The organism is Paenibacillus sp. BGI2013 (genome assembly GCF_002843485.1).
In the GTDB taxonomy this organism is placed as follows: domain Bacteria; phylum Bacillota; class Bacilli; order Paenibacillales; family Paenibacillaceae; genus Paenibacillus; species Paenibacillus amylolyticus.
This window is the reverse complement of the sequence record NZ_PJFA01000003.1, coordinates 544,727-562,753: the sequence shown is the minus strand read 5'-3', so window position 1 is coordinate 562,753 and position 18,027 is coordinate 544,727. Positions and strand designations below refer to the sequence as shown.

The following is an 18,027-nucleotide window of genomic DNA, read 5'->3' as shown; positions in this document are numbered from 1 at the left end:
TCCCTAACCGCCCAATATTTCGTCCAGTTTCAAAATGCCCACAAGCTTGTCTTCCTGTTGACCCACACCATGGAATAAACCTTCACGGTTACGACCATATCCGCCGGTTGGCGGATGTATTTCGGAATATGTGGTTACCTTGTTCACGCGATCCACGATCAAACCAATATATTCTTCCTGATGTCGAACTACGATAATACGCGTCGCTCTGGTGTCCGGTTCATCCGGCATACCCAGCAGATTACGAAGGCTCATTACACATACAACCTTGCCGCGCAGATTAACTACCCCTTTGATCTCTGGACGGCTAAATGGAATATCTGTGATGCTAAGCATTTTAATAATTTCGTGAATTTCTTCGATTCGAATGGCGCAAGTCTCTGCACCTACAGACAGTTCAATATATTGTTCCTTCTGAAGTGAAGACATCAATTCACCCTCAATTCAATTTTATTAATTTGTTTTGAAGGCTGCTGCAGAATTTGCCAGCTCTTCCGCCAGACGTGCCAGAGATTGGCATGTTGCCGCCGTCTCTTCAGACGCTGCAGCGGATTCCTCACTGGAAGCCGAAATGGATTCAACAGAGCTCATCACCTCTGCGGCTTGGGCTGCTTCCTCTTCACATGCTGCAGCAATTTCGTTTACTTTCTGTGAGGAGTTATTGACCATATCAATGATCTGATCAAACGCCTGTCCAGTCATGGAAGACTGCTCAACACTGGCTGCTACAGCCTGTACACTTTGTCTCGTATTTTCCTGCATTGCTTTGATGATGGCTGTAATTTCTTTGGTCGCCTCGCCACTTCGTTCGGCAAGCTTCCGGACTTCATCTGCTACTACGGCGAATCCTCGTCCTTGTTCTCCGGCACGTGCCGCTTCAATTGCAGCATTCAGCGCTAGCAGATTGGTCTGCTCAGCAATATCGTCAATCACTTCAATGATGTCACCGATTTTACGAGAATCATCTTCAAGTTTAGTCATTTTTGTATTAACAGCTTGCATACCTTCCAATGAAGTCTGTACAACAAGTCCACCTTCACGAGCAGTCTTCACCGTATCGTTGGACAGTTCAGCCGCTTCTTCTGCACTTGCAGCGACGGAGTTAATGGCTAGTGAAAGCTCCTTGAACAATTCGGAGATATTTCCCGCCTCACTGGATTGGCTTGTGCTGGTGCTCGCAATTTCCTGTGTGCTGGCTGAGATCTGTTCCGAAGAAGCTGCAACACTTTGGGAGTTCATCACGATATTGTTAATTAACTCTTTCAGATTATCGACCATCCGATTCAGTGCCGCGGCTAGTTGACCCACTTCATCTTTGCTGGATATGTCTGACTTAAGGGTGAGATTTCCGTTGGCAACTTCCGTAGCTAGACCCAGCATAGCCATGAGCGGCTTCGAAATGGAGCGAGAGATGATATATCCAATGAGAATACTGAAGAGTACGGACAGAACCACAAGAATTATCGTTACTTTAAATGCTTGTGAATAGGCAGCCTGAGATTGTATATTCGCCTGTTCAGCCATACTTTCATTAAGGTCGATCAAATTGGTAAGGAGTTCTACAATCCTGTCTCCTTGTGGTTTAAGCTCAGATTTAAGGAAGGTATTAAAGGTACTTTGATCATCTGCGACAGCCAGATTAGTTGCTCGTTCAAACATTGTTAAATATCCTGGATATTCCGCATCAAAATTACGGAGTAACTCTATTTCTTCAGGGGTTGTTGCAAGCGGACGATAGATGGTCAGGCGATCATTCACACTCTGACGGATCGAAGCGATGTTCTCCGTGATCCGAGTTTTTTCGGTTTCAACGGTTTCGAAGCTCAAATCACGCACGTTCACACGCATTCTTTGATAATCAATCTGAGCAGAGGATAATTCTTTCACAGAGATTAGATTGTTGTTATACATCTCTTGCATTCGTTCATTCGTACTTCTCAATGTTACTACAGAGTAGACGCCAAGCGCCGCAAGGATTATCGACACAACTAAAAACGCTGAGATAATCTTTGTTGCTGTTTTCAAATTTCCAAACCACTTCATGTAATCTCCTCCTAGGCATCGTAGTGTCCAGTTATGTATATAACGCTTGGTAAACCCTTCTCTTGGTCGCGCTCCAGACAACTTACGATCTATTTCGACATAAATATATTAAAACTGAATAGGAGATTTTTATTTCTATAAATTTGCACTATTATGAATTTTTATTTCAGATATAAAGAATCTTCTTTTTAATATAAATTATACTTTTTACCTATTAAATTGTTTTTTTCATTTACATATATACGTATAATCAACATTCTGCATTGACTTACACATACATCTCCACACAAAATTTCATGTGACATGATCTTCTTTTATTTATACAAGAAGTTATATAGTTCTTACGTCTAACAAATATCATTTTCCACACAAAAAATTATGTATTTTTTCTGTACACACTCAACATTTCAAGACCTAAGTCTAATAAATGATTACTTATACTGAGTCCATTTTCCCATAAAAAAAACCAAACCCGAATCAACAAAGTTTGGTTTTGAAGCGAAAAAATACACTTTAAATTAACATTAAACCCGTTTAAAACTAATTACTTATGTGTTATATAGCTGCTCCAGTTCCATTAAGCGGTCCTTAATCCTGTGCGGAATAATTCCAAACAGATTATCCCACGTCATGAACATCTCCGGTTTTAGTAAATATTCTTCGAACTCCATGGTAGGTACAAACGCTTTGGTCTGCAGATAACGCTCTACCTGATCATCGATCTGTTCATTTGTTTCAAAATAATCTTGAAACAACTCATTCACAAGTAGCCCATCACATCCAGCTTCGGCACCTGCTGCACTATACAGATTTGGCAATAACTCAAATACAACCGGAAGTGGTGAGAAAGCATGTTTGCCAGGCTGTGAGTACAGACATACATGATGTCCAACCACATTGACCCGTTCCTTCAATAATCCGCGCAGCACCTTCCCATGAAAGCTGGCTTCACAGTCTACTACCTCTCCGTCATGACCCACATAAACCCATACATGCTCCATTTCATACAAATGTCCAATCTCATAATCCCACCAGATTGCATATTCAATTACATATTGTACTACCTCGGTCGGAAACTTAATGTCCCTTCTGAACGATGGTGAAGGCCCAGATTGATGCAACACAGAAATGCCAACAAAATCAGGATAAAAGGGTTCGGCTCTGTCAAACATCAAAATAGGTGCATAACTCATTGCAGTTTCAAGCGTATCCATTTCTGACATGTTCATTTATGAGTCCTCCGTTTTTGTTGGATGTTCATACTATACTAACAGAGAACGTAACACACTGACTCAGGCATTATGAATTTTCTCTAATATAATACCAACCCCCTCCGTGACTTCTTACGATTATTACATCGACACATAAAAAAAACCTGCAACTGTTATTCTCCAGTTACAGGCTGTGTACTTTGATAATGAATAAGGAATCTTGACTTAAGATTTCAGCTTATTGGATGGTGACACGGACGTCTTGGAAGGTGAGGTCGATTGATCAGAAACCTGCGTATCACACCCTATTGGAGGGCCAAGAATCGCATCATTTTTAATGGAAGCAACAGCTCTCGTATATGCCTCTTCATCCAAACAGTACGCGCGGTGAGCCACCTCCGGCGGTGTAGCTGCCAAGAAATCCGCTCCAAACACAATATCAGGCGTTGGTTGATCAAAGATTGTTAAGACATATACATCATCTGTCTCAGCGACAAACCAGTGAAACCAGCCTTTCGGAAATACAACAACCTGACCTGGTTTCAGACGATATGTCAATCGTTCACGCGTAAACGGATTAAAGACTGACGCTGTAATTTCACCGGTGATGACCACAACCATCTCCGTGACATTGGTGTGCCAGTGTGGCTGCACAATGATTCCTTTGCTTAAGTACACGTTGAAGAACCCATTTGCAATGGTCGGCAGCTGTTCTCCAAACAACTGGGTTACATAGTTGCGTGAATCCCTCTGATAATTGACAACCGCATTGGAATCGGCTGCCAGCGGAACATTCGGGGCTTGTAAAATCGGATTCATCATACGATCATTTCTCCTCCTTGGGCATACATCTCATTGTTGTACTGTATGCCGGAGAATAGAAAGATAATACCGTTGACACATGTTATATATTGTTTTTAATCCTGAACTTTAGGTTTCTTAGAATCTTGTATAAACAAACTAGACTTTACCAGGGAATCTGCCTCCGGCTGCAATGCCTTGGGGAGATATGTGATCTATCTGGTTCATCTCATCATCCGTAAGCGAAACCTGTAGCGCCCCTAAGTTCTCGTGAACTCTTTCCAGGTTGCGAGTCCCCGGGATCGGAACGATATGTTCTCCCTTTCCAAGTAACCAGGCCAGAGCAAGTTGAGAGACCGTGCATCCTTTTTGCTTAGCCATCTCTTGGATCAATCCAACAACCTCCAGATTTTTCTGAAAGTTCTCACCTTGGAAACGCGGATAGTGACGACGATAATCATCTTCCGGGAGATCGTCTATAGAACGGATCTGACCTGTCAGGAAACCACGTCCCAATGGGCTGTATGGAACCAAGCCTATGTTCAATTCATGCAGGACAGGCATAATCTCATCCTCAAGCTCTCGACTCCATAATGAATATTCGGTCTGCAACGCTGTAATCGGATGAACAGCATGTGCACGCCGAATGATCTCTACTGGCGCTTCGGACAGACCAATATATCGAATCTTCCCCTGTTGAACCAGATCGGCAAGTGTGCCTACCGTCTCTTCAATAGGTGTATTCGGATCAGGACGATGTTGATAATACAGATCGATATAATCCATTCCCAAGTTGTAAAGACTCGCATCTACTGATTTTTTGATGTAGGCTGGATCTCCCTTGGGGCCCTGCGTGTGTGTTATACCAAATTTGGTGGCAACGATTGCCTTGGATCTTCGACCTTGAAGCGCGCGTCCAAGCAGTTTTTCATTCCCTCCAAATCGCTGTTTTTCATACTCTCCGTATAGATCCGCCGTATCAAACATGGTAACTCCTGCATCCAGCGCACCCTGAATGGTATGTACCGCTTCGTCATTATCCGGCATCATCATCACACCCAGGCCGAGCGCAGATATTCGTAATTTATCATTTCCCAGTGTTCTTGTTTTGAGCATGAGGCTCCCTCTTTTCATCTTGAAATAGAAACGTTAACTAGAAACGTATGAACTTGAGTTCATTCTATTTCACTCCCGAGACCCCAACCACACTCTGTTTATGCTAGTAAAGAAATTACCAGTTTGATTAACTTTCTATATGGCAACAGGAACGTAAATACAACAATGAATGCCTGATTGGCTGTTCAGATTATTCATGGAAAAGATATCGTATGCATGCACAACGCCATCTGCCCGATCCGTCGTTTCAAGCAGGACACAATTGACTTGTTTTAACTCAACTTGGTGCAGGTTCCAGATCGTTCGGAAGTCTACACTTTCGTCAATCAATTGTTTCACGATTCTGCTAAATTCGGGGTCACTCGGATACTTGTCATAATACGTACGGAATACGGCTACCGAGTGCCGCGCGAATTCATCCCAGTTGTGCATACGCTCCCTGAGCGCTGTATCCAGAAATAAAATCCGCATCATTAAACGCTCATTCACATTCATCGACGAGAAGTTGAAAAGGTTCGTATCTGCAGCTTCATTCCAGGCAAGTACCTCAGAACGTTCATTGGTAATAAAGGAAGGATGAGTCAACTGGCCAATAATACTATGCCACCCTGGCTCCAGTTGCGAATACGAAGCAAGGAATTCATGTTCCGTATTAGGGTCCCATAAGTCAAACAAATGACTCTTCTCTTCCAGGGTTAAACGGAGCGCATCCGCTATACTCTGCATCACTTCTCGTGAAGCCGCCAACTCCCTACCCTGTTCGAGCCACGTGTAATACGTCGCACTGACACCAGCCAATACCGCTACTTCTTCCCGCCGTAGACCGGGTGTTCTTCGCTGTCCATAAGATCCTGACAATCCAACCTGTTCCGGTTGAATGCGGCTTCTCCGTGATTTCAAAAACTCACCCAGTTTTTTGTTACGGCTCATACTTGTATCCATAAACATCGTTCCTTTTTATAAAAGTATTCAAGCCTATTCGGCTCTATCCCAAAATGGTAGTCTCTGAATGACTTTGATATAATTCATCTATTATTAGTTCTGTAGAATACTTGGTTTACAAGTAGCTTAGCATCGATTGATGCAGAACGAAAGGAGCATAACATGATCCCCAATGTTGGAGATGTGTACTGCGTGTATGTCGAAAAATTACAACAATATACAGCCTGCCAGGTAACTGGACTGAACGAAACGGAGGGTAAAACTTCCAACACGCTTGCCTCGGTCCTTCAGTTGGATTGGACTGGTGATCAACTGCCTAATGAAATGCAGCTTCATCAGATGAAACCGTTGATCTGTAACTTCTATTTCTGGCATGATCGACTTGCCCATAGTTTCGTGAGTGCTAATGTTCCTTCACAGTATGTGCTTGCAGGCAATATCCCTCCTCTCTACACCGAGGAAACAAATACGTATGGCGGAGGCTGGCCGATCGGAGAAAGTCTCTATCTCCAGCGTGAATGGGAAGGTATCGATGCGATCCGAAGAGCGCAGTTCAAACAAGCTGCGGATGATGACAAAGAAGTGATGGTTGGCGATCGTGTAATGCGGCGCAGTACGAGTACACTCCGCGATTTCAGCCCTACATCTGCGGAAGATGTAGCCGAACTCGCAAAGCTACCTTGTCTGACACATATTGAAATGGATGGATGTACGGAATCAATCTTTCCATTTATAGAGGACAACCCGTTCATTAATGAACTTCATATCATACATCATGGTCAAACGATGCTCGATATCAGCAACAGTCACCTGACCAAACTTATTGTGGATGTCAGCGGGTTGAAGGAGTTAATTTTGAACACAAAGATGAAAAGTCTGAATTTCACAGGTGAGCTGTCTCCTGATCTGCGTATCGCGGCTTATGAAGACGGTAAATGCATCACTCTCAATGTTCCATCGGACCTGCCGCAGGTTACGGGTATCTCACGACTTGAAGCTCTGTATATCAGAGATATCACGGAACTCAATCTGGAGCCACTTGTGCAGTATTATCCTGAGCTTTCAGAGTTACGATTGTGGGGTAAACCCGGCAATGTATCCCATATAGAGTCGATTCAGCATTTGGCAAATTTGCAAACCTTCACTACATATGACCTGTTCGGCTTCAATGGTGAAGAATTCCCTGGTCCAGAGCAACTTCCAAAATTGGCTACGCTGTGGCTAACCAGCCTGCCTGCCGATGCAGCCAAATCGATCAAAACAAGATATAAAAAATTCGCTGCCGCCGGACTTGATATGGACATCACCAAAGCACGCAAACCGGAATGGCTTGCGGAGAACCTGAACAATCCGTTTCGGGATTGGGATGGGCGGGACCACATCAAGGCAGCTCACGCAAAAAAAGCAGCTCAATTGTACAAGCAGTGTTTGAAGGAAATACGTCAGTTAAGTCAAGATTTTAACAATCAGGAAGCTATGCACAAACAACTCGTCTCCATGGTTGAGAACTACACACAGACCTTCAACAAGATGGATGCCAAGACCGGCTTTATTGAAACTGTTGAGCGGGAAGAGATTTATGTTGTTCTAACGGAGTTGCTGGATCAATTACAGGAGCATTTGGAACTGCGTCAAGATGATTTGGTTAAGGTTAATCACGAGGAATTATATGAGGTATTTGATCGTTTGAGGGATTTTTAGTTTACGCAAAAAGGGTCCTGTTATGAAAATGGCAAGACCTTTTTTTTGCATGAATAGAATTTCTTGCACTCTATTTTCAAAAAGACGACGTGACTCGGGCAGAACCTTGGGTCGCTCGATCCTATGATAAGCCACACAAATTCAAGTAATTCAGGATCGATGCGGTATCATCAATGGAGGTGCGCAGGGCGATGTAACCGTCAGGACGAATCAATACAAGTTCTTTACTTGCGACATCGTAAACTCGATAGGCATTCCCTGCAGTGTCTATTATGCCTTCCGCCCCCTCCACCTTAAATGGAAGGATATAATGCAAATGGAGTGCATCGTTGGTGAAGTTCTTCAGAGAAGGATCAATGTAGTTTGCAAAAGCCAAAAGCGTCCAGTGTGGGCCGCGCAAGAGGTCAAAGACACTTCCTGCAAACCCGACGCCTTGCAGTCCCGTAGCATTAGGAGCACGATCTCCAGGAAGTAAACGGGTAGCATTTGTTCGAGCAGACGGACGGGTAAGCGAACTTGAACGATAGGAAATGAGAAGCCCGCTCGTCAGATCGTCGGATATGGTGCTCAAGGATTGGGACAACCCTCCGCCTTCTGTCGCCGTTCCTATGACGCCTCCCATTTTCTTTGTGCTGTCTTTGAGCACGGCTTGAGCCACTGGGCGGCGCTCTTCATCGTACGTGTCAAGTAAGGCGGTGTCCGCTCCGCGTATGACAGCCGCCAGCTTCCAGCCGAGGTTGTATGCGTCCTGTATTCCCGTATTCATGCCTTGACCGCCGGCCGGCGAATGAACATGAGCCGCATCACCGGCAAGGAAAACCCGGTTGTTTCGGTAACATTCAACCATACGAACGTTGACCCGGTAGATGGACAACCAAGAAGCATCCGTAAGCCGAACACGTCCGGACCCGGCGCGACGGTCAAACATGGCTTGATACGCCTCTAGCGACGGCTGCTCTGGTTCATCGATGTCTGCCGGAATTGTAGCCTGCAGTTGCCAAATATCGGTTTTTGGCAGCGGCGTCACCCCGACCATCCCCTCCGAAGAAGTCCAGATATGGATATGGTCACGATCTAACCCTTCCAATCGTACATCGCCAAGATACCATCGCTCATGATCATGTGTTTCCCCAACCAGCGGTAAGTGAATAAATTTGCGGATATTGCTTTTGCCCCCGTCAGCGCCGACTACATAACGAGCACGAATTTGCTCTTCTCCTTGTGGTGTTTTCACGGTTATCGATACACCATCCACATCCTGAACAAGCCCTACAGCTTCCATGCCCAACTCAACTTGACCGCCAAATACTGCATATCGGTCGCGCAACGCTTTTTCCACATCAAATTGAGCAATCCAGACCGGATCACGATAGGGTGTCTCAAGTTCGGCGCTGGCTGCAACGGTAATACTCGGCTTGTCCACACTTCTGCCATCTGCGGTATAATAACGAACAGGCAAGTCCACAACACCTGTATCAACAATGTAGTGAACGGCTTCCAAATCATCGATGACTTCAAGCGAGCGAGGCTGGATTCCTTTGGCGCGAGATGCAACGTTATACACGGTGCTTCGTTCAATAATACGATGGTTGACGTTTCGACGGGCAAGGTCGCAGGCAAGTGTAAGCCCTGTGGGTCCGGCCCCGACGATAAGAACATCAACAACAGACGGTATGGTATTCATGGACAAAAACCTCCTTGAGCATTGATTTGATACGCTACATTTGTTACACTACACCGTACAGTATAGTTTGTAAAGCAGGACTCTAATCCATTTCTTAAATATACATATAAGGGGGGAAACGTAAGAATGGATCATACGGAAAACAAGAAAATCCGCAAAGGCTCTTCAGACAAACGAGCTAAAATAATTACGGCGGCACGAGAGCTGTTTCTTTCAGACGGGTTTGATCGTTCCAGCGTCGATGCGGTCGCAACTAAAGCGGGAGTTTCCAAACGGACAGTTTATGATTATTATGGCGACAAACAGAATCTACTACTTGCCGTTGTGGAAGAATCCAGTTCGGCGGTTCTGGTCATGATTGAGCAAGGGATATCAGACCACCTCTGGAAATTCGAAGATCTTGAGCAGGCGCTCATCTTATTTTGTGAGCAAATCGTAGCTTCTGCAAACGGTTCGGCAGATTACAAGGCTTTGATCCGTCTGGTTATGGTGGAAGCTGCCAACCTGCCAGACTCGTTTTTTGAAAGGCTCGATAACGCAACTGAAGAGGGGATTATCAGGAGGTTTACAGCGTTTGGACAAAACGGACTGCTCGATGTGATTGATCCTAAAATGGCTGCAAAGCACTTCGCTGCATTAACGTTTTTATTGGTATTCAATCAACCGGGAAAAATCGGGACATTAGATGAGGAACAAAATAAACATATCATCACTGAAGGCGTACGCGTCTTTCTTTGCGCTTATGCCCCACAACGTAAGTCTTAAAATCGCCATTGTAAATGCCTTGTCTTTTTCCGGATAAATTCAATAATCTAATCGATCTGCGACTTCATTATCAGTGGTAAACGCAAAAACGGAACGAAGCATGCTGATACCCTGCTTCGTTCCGCCCATCTTTGTATCTTCGTCCCATTTCGTTAGTGATCTTGCTCTAATCTAAAGCAGCCCTTCATTGAATGGAAAACACTTCTTTTTTCAATAATTCTTCTGGCTTCTGCCCTATCACATCACTGTGAAAATAATCGCGGATAACGCCATCTTGAAGATAGTTGGCGATCGACACCATAATCATCCCTTGATCCAGTGCCAGATAAGCTTTTGCAAGTTCTCCCGTTTCAACATTGACTGAGTCATAGAACCCATATTTGCCAAACATTTTGAAGTTCTTTAAAGCTTTAATGTTCTTTCGAACTGCTTCAGGGGCATAATCCAGAGCAAGGAATGTTGCGTGTGCTGTTACCGTTGCTCCATCTTTGTAACCTGAGGTACCTAACGGTGTTGCTGCAAACTCAGTGTAACCTGTCGGAGTGGCAGAAGGTGAGAAGCCCCATGCGGCATACCCTTTTTCTTTGGCATATTCGATTTGCAATTCGACATGACGCTGGTTGTTCAATCCCAAAGCTTGAGTACCCAGGTCTTTTTCCTTTATGACCATACCGGGCATAAGAGCTTCAAACATACTACCTCCCCAGCTTGGTACGAACTTTTTATCCTTGTATACATAACTTCCTTCAAACACATCCACTCCATCGTACTTAACGGATTTGCCTTGAGGAATCTGAGCTTGCCAATCCCATTCTTGAGGTAATGTGCGATACATCTTCCACCAATGATCTTGAGGAACGTCACCTTTCCCAATAGCAATATAGCTGCCTACACGTGGTTCCGTATAAAACATCCCATAATGGTGGTCCGTCAGCGCGCCTTTAGCCACATCATAACCGCCGCGGAATTGGCCGACTTCAGGATCATATAGCGGAGTATAATTCATATTTGTAACCAACTTGCTTGTTTCCCCATGAAGTTCTTCATAGGCTTGCCCAACAACAATTAAACCAGCGGATAACCAGCCATTATCGACTTGGGAAATAAATTGGCCCCAATCTTTCTTCACCGAACCGTCATCCGTGTTATACCAGTTATAAAATAGGCCGTTCCACTTTTCTAACTTCTCGAGGGAATTTATAGTTGTTTGCAGGCGATGTACAGCTTCTTTCTTTGAAATAATGCCCAATTGTTGCGCTGAAACGGTACTCATCATATACATTGCGATGTTTGTGGGCGAGGTACGTTTAGCTTCTTCTATCCCGTTTTCACTGTGTCGCACTTCATCGTAAGTCAAGCCCGTGTTCTGATCCGTATAGTCCTCAAAAAACGTGTAGGTCTTATATGCAACCGCTTTCAATTCTGCTCGAAATCCAATTAAATTGCTTGAGTCACCTGCTGAAGCCATAGGAGTTAAAGCTAGATTAGCTAACAGACAAAAAGTTAAAATGAAGCTGAATTGTTTTACTTTTTTCATGATTTTCTCCCTTCAAATGGATTCGAAACGTTTCGTGTATATGTTATCATAAATTTCCCATTTTCGTAAACAATAAAATAGAACGCTTACAAATACTGATTATTATGCGGTTTATTAATAAATGTAAATTCGAAACGTTTCATTAAAGGGACTACATTAAGGCAACTCACGTGGAATTATATGACGATTTGATCGTTTGAGGGTCTTTTAGAGATTCTAAATTGAAGAGGTAAAAAGCCTGACTCCATAGGAATCAGGCTTAACCCTTTCTCGTATCCATTCTGAACCGTTCTAATTTGCTACAACTGTTGTTCCGCAATACTCGCAGTCCGTTGATTGCTTAGGAAGCACTTTTGCCTTCGCCCCACACCCCGGGCAACTCACTGAAACAGGCCTTTGTGGCTCTTCAACTTTTTCATCGGCTTTCTCTTCAGTGTTTTCCTTATTTGAAAAATTGATCTCTGTATAGTTAATTGTATTATGACTACTGTAACTCACGGTGTTGCTATTGTAACTTGAATAAGTATGTGGATTTGCATTTTCGCGATCAAGAGAACCTCCATAGTCTCCCCCATAAAAATTTCGTTCAGGGCCACGCTTTTTCTTAACACGTTTTTTCCTAAGCAATTTAATACCAAAAAACAAAAATAAAAATTCAACGATAATAATTTCAACTACAAGAACTATATTCAATTGATCTAAGAAATTCTCTTCCATAAGTAATCGTATGGGTATAGCAATGGCATAAAACATAAAAAAGAGTCCAAATAACTTCCTTAACAACACGATTCCTCCCAGAAACAACACTCTATACCTAGCGGTATACACTACAGGTATCTGTAAAAGCTGTTAAAGTGTATTTATGTTAGCTACAACTACGAAATCCTCATTGTCGTTCCGCAATACTCACAATCCGCAGACAAAGCAGGATATACCTTTACCTTGGCTCCACACCCTGAACAATTCACGGATACAGATTCTTGAGGTTCATCTTTCTCTTCATATTTCTCATTATGCTGATCTTCGTAATATTGATTATCATTAGAATTGTGATGGTATTGATCAGTGTTAGAACGAGATTTAGGTCGACCACACATTTTAATGCCCGTAACAAGTACGATAACCCCAGGGATAAAAAGAATTATCGTACTGATAATGGCTGTTTCTGTTCCCTCGGATATTAATATTAAAGATAACAAGATCGTCAGAGACGAAAGGATAATGAATATAATTCCAAAAAATCTTTTCACCGCGTTTCCTCCTGCAATTTATGATTTGCTTGTCATGATCTGTTGATTGCGCTCTTTCAAACGGAACTTTAACTGGGATAGTTGCGAAGCAAAACGTTCACTATTTACCAATTCCCCTGCTTCGCACTGATTTGCAAGCTCACTGTTCATCAATTCAATGTCCAGCAAGATCTGGCGGTCATTTTTCTCAAGGGAATCCGGAGTGATTGGGTCACTATACTTTACAAGTTCAATTAATGACTGAACGGTTTTGCGCTCCTCTTCCACAGTTAGGACGGGTTGTTGCACCATGGTATGAAGCAACTGCTGTAAGGCTTTTTCGATTAATTGTAAGTTTGCGATTTTTGTATGTTCATCTATTTCATGACGGCGCGCACTCTGAATATAGATCATAATGATTCCGCACAAAATAATTGCGATCGCAATCGTTAACGTGTGTAACAATACGAACCAGCGAAGCGCATGATCTGCTGAACCTGTTAACAACGTGTAGATCATCACACAAATCAGATAAATACCTAATACTACACCTAAAGCTGTGTAACCTGGAACAAACCGTTTAAACCGATCCATATTTTGCATGATGAACCGCGCGTAGATCCAAATAGCCGTAATCGCTACATAAGAAGCAACGAGATTCATCCAAAAAGAAAACGACAGAAGCGCATGATTAAACAGCGTAAAAGAAACGATTGATGATACTAACATGCATATTAAATAGACGACATCCAAAATCAAGAGATTGCTCCGTTTTACCATCACTATGCCTGTCCTCCTTCTTGCAGATTGTTTCCGCAATCGAGACAGAACTTCTGGCCGGGTTTTACTTCATGTTGGCACCGACTACATTTCAAGCTTAAACTTGTGCCACAGTTGCCACAGAATTTTGTATGACCGGAATTCATATGGTTACAATTTGGGCATGGGCTAGGCATCGGTTGATGACATTGGATGCATTCCAATGCGTTCTCCGCATTATCCGCCCCACATGAAGGACATGCATGGTATTTGTCACCACAGTTAGGACAGAATTTGGTTCCCTTTGGCAAGGCATGTCCACAATTGTTGCAATCTGTTGTTGCTACCGATTTTTCGGCTAATGAATTGCCACATTTGCTGCAAAAAGAGCTGTTCTCCTGATTCGGATGATGGCACTGCTTACATATACTTACTGCAGGCGTTTCCTTCGTAGACATCACTTTAGACATCTGGGACATCTCGCCACTGAAAGAACCACCCAGACCAACCCCCATGCCCATACCAAGCCCTGCGCCCATGATGTCTGACTGCATGCTTCCTTCATTCTTCGCTGCACCTTCAAGCGTATCAAACGAACGTTCTTGCTGATATGTGTAGCCAATGATATCCATCTCAGCTTTGCGTGCCAACGCTTCTCTTAATCGAATGACGGAAGGGTCTTCTTCGGGCAGATTGACATTGTGAATATACAGGTTGATTAACTCAATACCAAATTCTTCAAAAGTAGAAGCTACCGTATCTGCAAAATGTCGTGATATCTCGGCGATATATGCATTGATCTCCAAAACACTTACTTTTCTATGTATTAGATATGATGACAACATGGAGTTAATATTCATGATAATCAACCCACGGAAGTAATCAATCATATTAGCTTGGTTAAACTCAGGCAGTGTTCCCACAAGCTTGACCAAAAATTTTCGTGAATCCGAAATTTTAATTCCCATTTGTCCAAATGTTCTTACGGGAACAATAATATTATACTTGGGATCCTGGATCTGAATCGGATTCGCCGTTCCCCATTTAACGTCCAATGCGCTCACTTGATTGACATACCATACTTCTGCTGCAAAAGGTGACTTTCCTCCGAACGGAAGGTTAACGAGACGGTTCAAGATTGGGATATTCGCTGTACTCAGCGTATGCCTTCCGGGTCCAAACATATCAAGCGCTCTTCCATCCTTGAAAAGAATTGCTTGTTGAGATTGATTCACAATTAACTGAGTCCATGTTCCCAATTCAGTCTCGGGATGTTTCCAAGCAAATACATCAGGTGAGCCATCATACTTAATTACGTCAATAATCGCCATGTTTAATTCCTCAATTCAGTATTAGATTACTATAATTTACTATAAAGTTTTTTTGCTAAAACACTGATTCTACACTATTTCCTATATTTAATTATCTTTCATCTACTTGTTCCATGTTTAGGCATTGATATTTTACCATTTCTAACCTTAATACGCACTAACATAGTTCATTTTTCATATGATATTTTTCCTATATTAGCTTGTGAAACCACTCTCGATCATAATCAACGTCCCAATTTTGAAACCACTCGCAAAAGCCTCTTTTGAATGCATGGAGTGAACTTGATCCATCATATCAAACAATACCTCCAACTGTTTAAAGTCATCCTCCGAAAGCTTTTCCTGAAATTTTTCGATATAAGCTGTAATCTCCTTATTAATAGATCGATACTCCGAATCTTGAGGAACAATATTCTCCTCTGGTCTCAGGTTACCATAATATAATTCTTCTATTATATTTCCCACATCACAGACCCCTTTCTCTTATACATGTCTGGTACTCTTCTCATGACAATTATATAAGATTGACAGACAATGCTGGGAATTTATGCGATATTCGCATGTGATTCTTATAGCTTTCATAGGATATCGCATTTTGCATGCTTGCTTTGACATAATAATGTAGCGCTTGTTGAGCCCTACCTCGGGAGTATGCTAAGATAATGGACACCTATTTCTACAAAATCCTATAACAAATCAACCGTACAGAAAGGACACTATGAATCCTTCATCACTGTCACCCAAATTACAACAGATCGTTCCGCAACTGGATCTGCGAAGCTGCCTCGTCAGCATACGCGGTGAGATTATGTACGAACACTACCGCAACCACGAGGCTGCGACTGATATTGCAAAAATCAATTCATGTACCAAGAGTGTGCTATCCGCCCTCATCTGTATAGCGATGGATAAAGGCTTGTTGCCAGAGGCATCAGCCCCAATCTCTACTTTTTTCCCACAGTTGACATCCGATCCTGACCCGCGCAAACCAGCGATCACACTGGAACAACTGCTCACGATGACAGCCGGATTCAACTGGGACGAGTTCGGCGGGCAGAATTCATTCCCTCGCATGACCCGCACCGATCATTGGGTGGATTTTGCGTTGGAACAACGCTTAAGCCATGTACCGGGTACATATATGGAGTACAACTCAGGAGTATCACAGATCCTATCCGCCATCCTGATGCAAAATGCAGGTATGAACGTAGCCGAGTTCGCAGAGCGTTATCTTTTTGACCCGCTCGGAATTAAGCATTACGAATGGGAAAGTGACCCTCAAGGTGTTCATACAGGCGGATTCGGTCTTAAGATGTTACCCGTAGATCTGCTCAAATTCGGTCAGCTGTTTCTACAGCAAGGTATGTGGGAGGGTGAGTCTCTCATTTCAAGTGATCTCGTATCTCGTTCGACGCAGCCTTTTATTACAGTCACTCCACCGAATCACGGCAGCTATGCTTGGCATTGGTGGGTGGATGTCTATCCGAACGAAAGGTCTGACTCCGAAGGTATTGCTGCTGAAGACGACCAACCCAATCTCCATTATTATTACGCACGAGGATTTGGTGGTCAGTATGTATATATTGTCCCTGAGCTAGAGCTCGTTACCGTGTTAACCAATGACAAACGAAAGAAAGAGAAACCTCCGCTGGATGTTTTCCCTCGATTAATCGCCCCTGAGCTATGGAAAATGTTATAAACGGAGAACAATCCTTCTATCCTGTTCAACAATGAACCCCCAACCTTTTGGCCATAACCTGACCATTGGTTGAGGGTTTATTTGTCATGCCAAAGCTTCTTCGATAGCAATTGTTATTGGATAAGGACCAGACTCTTGATTAGAGACCACAACCAGTTGTAGATCATAGTCCCGATACACGGAAGACATGAACGACACTCCTGGATCAAACCCCATGACATGAAATTTGAAAATGTCTTCCTCTTTACGGTCGATCCAGATACCCTGCCCATAATACTCTTCATCCTCTTGATGAGCATGTGGAGTTAATAACTGCTGTGTCGCCTCTTCATTCAACAATTGGTGACCCAGCAAAGCACCCCAAAATCGAATCATATCCGGTGCCGTAACATAGGCTCCACCATCTGATCCACCTTTGACAGGAATGGAGAACATATTAGTATTCCAAGAGCCATCTTCATGATCGATATACCCTAAAGCTGTGTTACGCGGGAGCTGATCTGTTACGAAATAACCGGATTCCTTCATGCCACACCTTTTGAAAATGTGCTCTTCCACATAATCTGTAAATGACAGTCCTGAATGTTGTTCCACGATAAGTCCCAGCACAATAAAACCCGCATTGTTATAATGAAAACGTTCACCCGGAGCAGACTTCATTGGCAGATGCTGAAACATGGGCAGAAAGTCACTTAAACGCCGCATCGCGTAGACGGGTCTGTCTTTCCATAATTCTGAAAAGTCATCCATCACTTCTTCATCGAAATAATCAGGAATGCCTGACGTGTGTGTTAACAACTGCTGGATGGTGATCCCTTTGTCCCACAGTGGAAACTCCACATCCAATACATCCGTAAGCTTGGAATCCGCAGACAACTTGCCCGCTTCAATTAGTTGGCATATACTCACTGCCGTGAAAATCTTACATCCTGATGCAATCCCAAAGCGTGTGTCCACCTGATTGGCTAGCTCTTCGCTACGATTTGCATAACCACGTTTCATATTCAAAAGGGTTTTCCCGGCTTGCTGGAGTAATACAACACCCGAAAAATTCACGCGTTCCATGACTTCTTCTACTTTTGTTGTCAGCTCTACTGCATTCAACATTTTGTTGTTCACCTACTTGTCTATGTATTCATTACATTCTCATTCTTAATTCTTCGTCATATCCTGCATACCTGCCATATTTTCATAAAAAGAAGGATTACT

The 18,027-nt window shown here is 43.2% G+C and carries 17 protein-coding genes; 3 read left to right on the top strand and 14 right to left on the bottom strand.

What is annotated here, in order from left to right; translation table 11 throughout:
- Positions 1-3: 3 nt before the first annotated feature.
- From CXK86_RS09955 to CXK86_RS09930, 6 genes are all read right to left on the bottom strand, one after another.
- Entirely contained in the window at positions 4-429 is a 426-nt protein-coding gene (locus CXK86_RS09955) for a chemotaxis protein CheW (RefSeq protein WP_017687852.1), read from the bottom strand.
- A 24-nt stretch (positions 430-453) separates the two neighbouring features.
- Positions 454-2,043, bottom strand: a complete 1,590-nt coding sequence (locus CXK86_RS09950; protein ID WP_101313652.1) for a methyl-accepting chemotaxis protein — start codon at positions 2,041-2,043, stop codon at positions 454-456.
- 548 nt (positions 2,044-2,591) lie between these two features.
- Positions 2,592-3,272 carry a hypothetical protein gene (locus CXK86_RS09945; protein ID WP_101313651.1) on the bottom strand — a complete coding sequence of 227 codons (681 nt, stop codon included), beginning with the start codon at positions 3,270-3,272 and terminating at the stop codon, positions 2,592-2,594.
- 207 nt (positions 3,273-3,479) lie between these two features.
- Positions 3,480-4,076 (bottom strand): cupin domain-containing protein, encoded by a 597-nt coding sequence (locus tag CXK86_RS09940; RefSeq protein WP_076250084.1) that lies wholly within the window; start codon positions 4,074-4,076, stop codon positions 3,480-3,482.
- Between the two features lie 138 nt (positions 4,077-4,214).
- Positions 4,215-5,171 (bottom strand): aldo/keto reductase, encoded by a 957-nt coding sequence (locus CXK86_RS09935; RefSeq protein ID WP_076250083.1) that lies wholly within the window; start codon positions 5,169-5,171, stop codon positions 4,215-4,217.
- 135 nt (positions 5,172-5,306) lie between these two features.
- On the bottom strand, positions 5,307-6,113 hold the full coding sequence (locus tag CXK86_RS09930) for a helix-turn-helix transcriptional regulator (RefSeq protein WP_076250082.1): 807 nt from the start codon (positions 6,111-6,113) through the stop codon (positions 5,307-5,309).
- 162 nt (positions 6,114-6,275) lie between these two features.
- Here CXK86_RS09930 and CXK86_RS09925 point away from each other — a divergent pair, with 162 nt between their 5' ends.
- Positions 6,276-7,814: a leucine-rich repeat domain-containing protein gene (locus CXK86_RS09925; protein ID WP_076250081.1), complete on the top strand. Its 1,539-nt coding sequence runs from the start codon at positions 6,276-6,278 to the stop codon at positions 7,812-7,814.
- Between the two features lie 121 nt (positions 7,815-7,935).
- Here the strand turns inward: CXK86_RS09925 and CXK86_RS09920 are convergent, their stop codons facing one another.
- A complete protein-coding gene (locus CXK86_RS09920; RefSeq protein WP_076250080.1) occupies positions 7,936-9,498 on the bottom strand; it encodes an FAD-dependent monooxygenase in 1,563 nt (520 codons plus the stop codon).
- A 126-nt stretch (positions 9,499-9,624) separates the two neighbouring features.
- On the opposite strand from CXK86_RS09920, the gene CXK86_RS09915 reads away from it, so the two are divergent.
- Positions 9,625-10,263, top strand: a complete 639-nt coding sequence (locus CXK86_RS09915; RefSeq protein WP_076250079.1) for a TetR/AcrR family transcriptional regulator — start codon at positions 9,625-9,627, stop codon at positions 10,261-10,263.
- A 184-nt stretch (positions 10,264-10,447) separates the two neighbouring features.
- Here CXK86_RS09915 and CXK86_RS09910 read toward each other — a convergent pair whose 3' ends face one another.
- The 6 genes from CXK86_RS09910 to CXK86_RS09885 all read right to left on the bottom strand — a co-directional run bounded on the left by CXK86_RS09910 (position 10,448) and on the right by CXK86_RS09885 (position 15,584).
- Positions 10,448-11,800 (bottom strand): glucoamylase family protein, encoded by a 1,353-nt coding sequence (locus CXK86_RS09910; protein ID WP_076250078.1) that lies wholly within the window; start codon positions 11,798-11,800, stop codon positions 10,448-10,450.
- 291 nt (positions 11,801-12,091) lie between these two features.
- Positions 12,092-12,583, bottom strand: a complete 492-nt coding sequence (locus tag CXK86_RS09905) for a hypothetical protein (protein WP_076250077.1) — start codon at positions 12,581-12,583, stop codon at positions 12,092-12,094.
- A gap of 92 nt (positions 12,584-12,675) precedes the next feature.
- Complete coding sequence (locus CXK86_RS09900) at positions 12,676-13,050, bottom strand: hypothetical protein (RefSeq protein ID WP_076250076.1); 375 nt, start codon at positions 13,048-13,050, stop codon at positions 12,676-12,678.
- A gap of 18 nt (positions 13,051-13,068) precedes the next feature.
- Complete coding sequence (locus tag CXK86_RS09895; protein WP_179087836.1) at positions 13,069-13,758, bottom strand: hypothetical protein; 690 nt, start codon at positions 13,756-13,758, stop codon at positions 13,069-13,071.
- A 53-nt stretch (positions 13,759-13,811) separates the two neighbouring features.
- Positions 13,812-15,119, bottom strand: coding sequence for an SPFH domain-containing protein (locus tag CXK86_RS09890; protein ID WP_101313650.1), 1,308 nt, complete (start codon positions 15,117-15,119; stop codon positions 13,812-13,814).
- Between the two features lie 195 nt (positions 15,120-15,314).
- Complete coding sequence (locus CXK86_RS09885; RefSeq protein ID WP_076250074.1) at positions 15,315-15,584, bottom strand: DUF6809 family protein; 270 nt, start codon at positions 15,582-15,584, stop codon at positions 15,315-15,317.
- A gap of 253 nt (positions 15,585-15,837) precedes the next feature.
- On the opposite strand from CXK86_RS09885, the gene CXK86_RS09880 reads away from it, so the two are divergent.
- Positions 15,838-16,818, top strand: a complete 981-nt coding sequence (locus tag CXK86_RS09880) for a serine hydrolase domain-containing protein (RefSeq protein ID WP_076250073.1) — start codon at positions 15,838-15,840, stop codon at positions 16,816-16,818.
- Between the two features lie 84 nt (positions 16,819-16,902).
- Here the strand turns inward: CXK86_RS09880 and CXK86_RS09875 are convergent, their stop codons facing one another.
- Entirely contained in the window at positions 16,903-17,925 is a 1,023-nt protein-coding gene (locus CXK86_RS09875) for a serine hydrolase domain-containing protein (RefSeq protein ID WP_076250072.1), read from the bottom strand.
- Positions 17,926-18,027 lie beyond the last annotated feature (102 nt).

Coding starts and splice junctions, on each gene's coding strand:
- CXK86_RS09955 (WP_017687852.1), bottom strand. CDS start 429: ATGTCTTCACTTCAGAAGGAACAATATATTGAACTGTCTGTAGGTGCA.
- CXK86_RS09950 (WP_101313652.1), bottom strand. CDS start 2,043: ATGAAGTGGTTTGGAAATTTGAAAACAGCAACAAAGATTATCTCAGCG.
- CXK86_RS09945 (WP_101313651.1), bottom strand. CDS start 3,272: ATGAACATGTCAGAAATGGATACGCTTGAAACTGCAATGAGTTATGCA.
- CXK86_RS09940 (WP_076250084.1), bottom strand. CDS start 4,076: ATGATGAATCCGATTTTACAAGCCCCGAATGTTCCGCTGGCAGCCGAT.
- CXK86_RS09935 (WP_076250083.1), bottom strand. CDS start 5,171: ATGCTCAAAACAAGAACACTGGGAAATGATAAATTACGAATATCTGCG.
- CXK86_RS09930 (WP_076250082.1), bottom strand. CDS start 6,113: ATGGATACAAGTATGAGCCGTAACAAAAAACTGGGTGAGTTTTTGAAA.
- CXK86_RS09925 (WP_076250081.1), top strand. CDS start 6,276: ATGATCCCCAATGTTGGAGATGTGTACTGCGTGTATGTCGAAAAATTA.
- CXK86_RS09920 (WP_076250080.1), bottom strand. CDS start 9,498: ATGAATACCATACCGTCTGTTGTTGATGTTCTTATCGTCGGGGCCGGA.
- CXK86_RS09915 (WP_076250079.1), top strand. CDS start 9,625: ATGGATCATACGGAAAACAAGAAAATCCGCAAAGGCTCTTCAGACAAA.
- CXK86_RS09910 (WP_076250078.1), bottom strand. CDS start 11,800: ATGAAAAAAGTAAAACAATTCAGCTTCATTTTAACTTTTTGTCTGTTA.
- CXK86_RS09895 (WP_179087836.1), bottom strand. CDS start 13,758: ATGTTAGTATCATCAATCGTTTCTTTTACGCTGTTTAATCATGCGCTT.
- CXK86_RS09890 (WP_101313650.1), bottom strand. CDS start 15,119: ATGGCGATTATTGACGTAATTAAGTATGATGGCTCACCTGATGTATTT.
- CXK86_RS09880 (WP_076250073.1), top strand. CDS start 15,838: ATGAATCCTTCATCACTGTCACCCAAATTACAACAGATCGTTCCGCAA.
- CXK86_RS09875 (WP_076250072.1), bottom strand. CDS start 17,925: ATGTTGAATGCAGTAGAGCTGACAACAAAAGTAGAAGAAGTCATGGAA.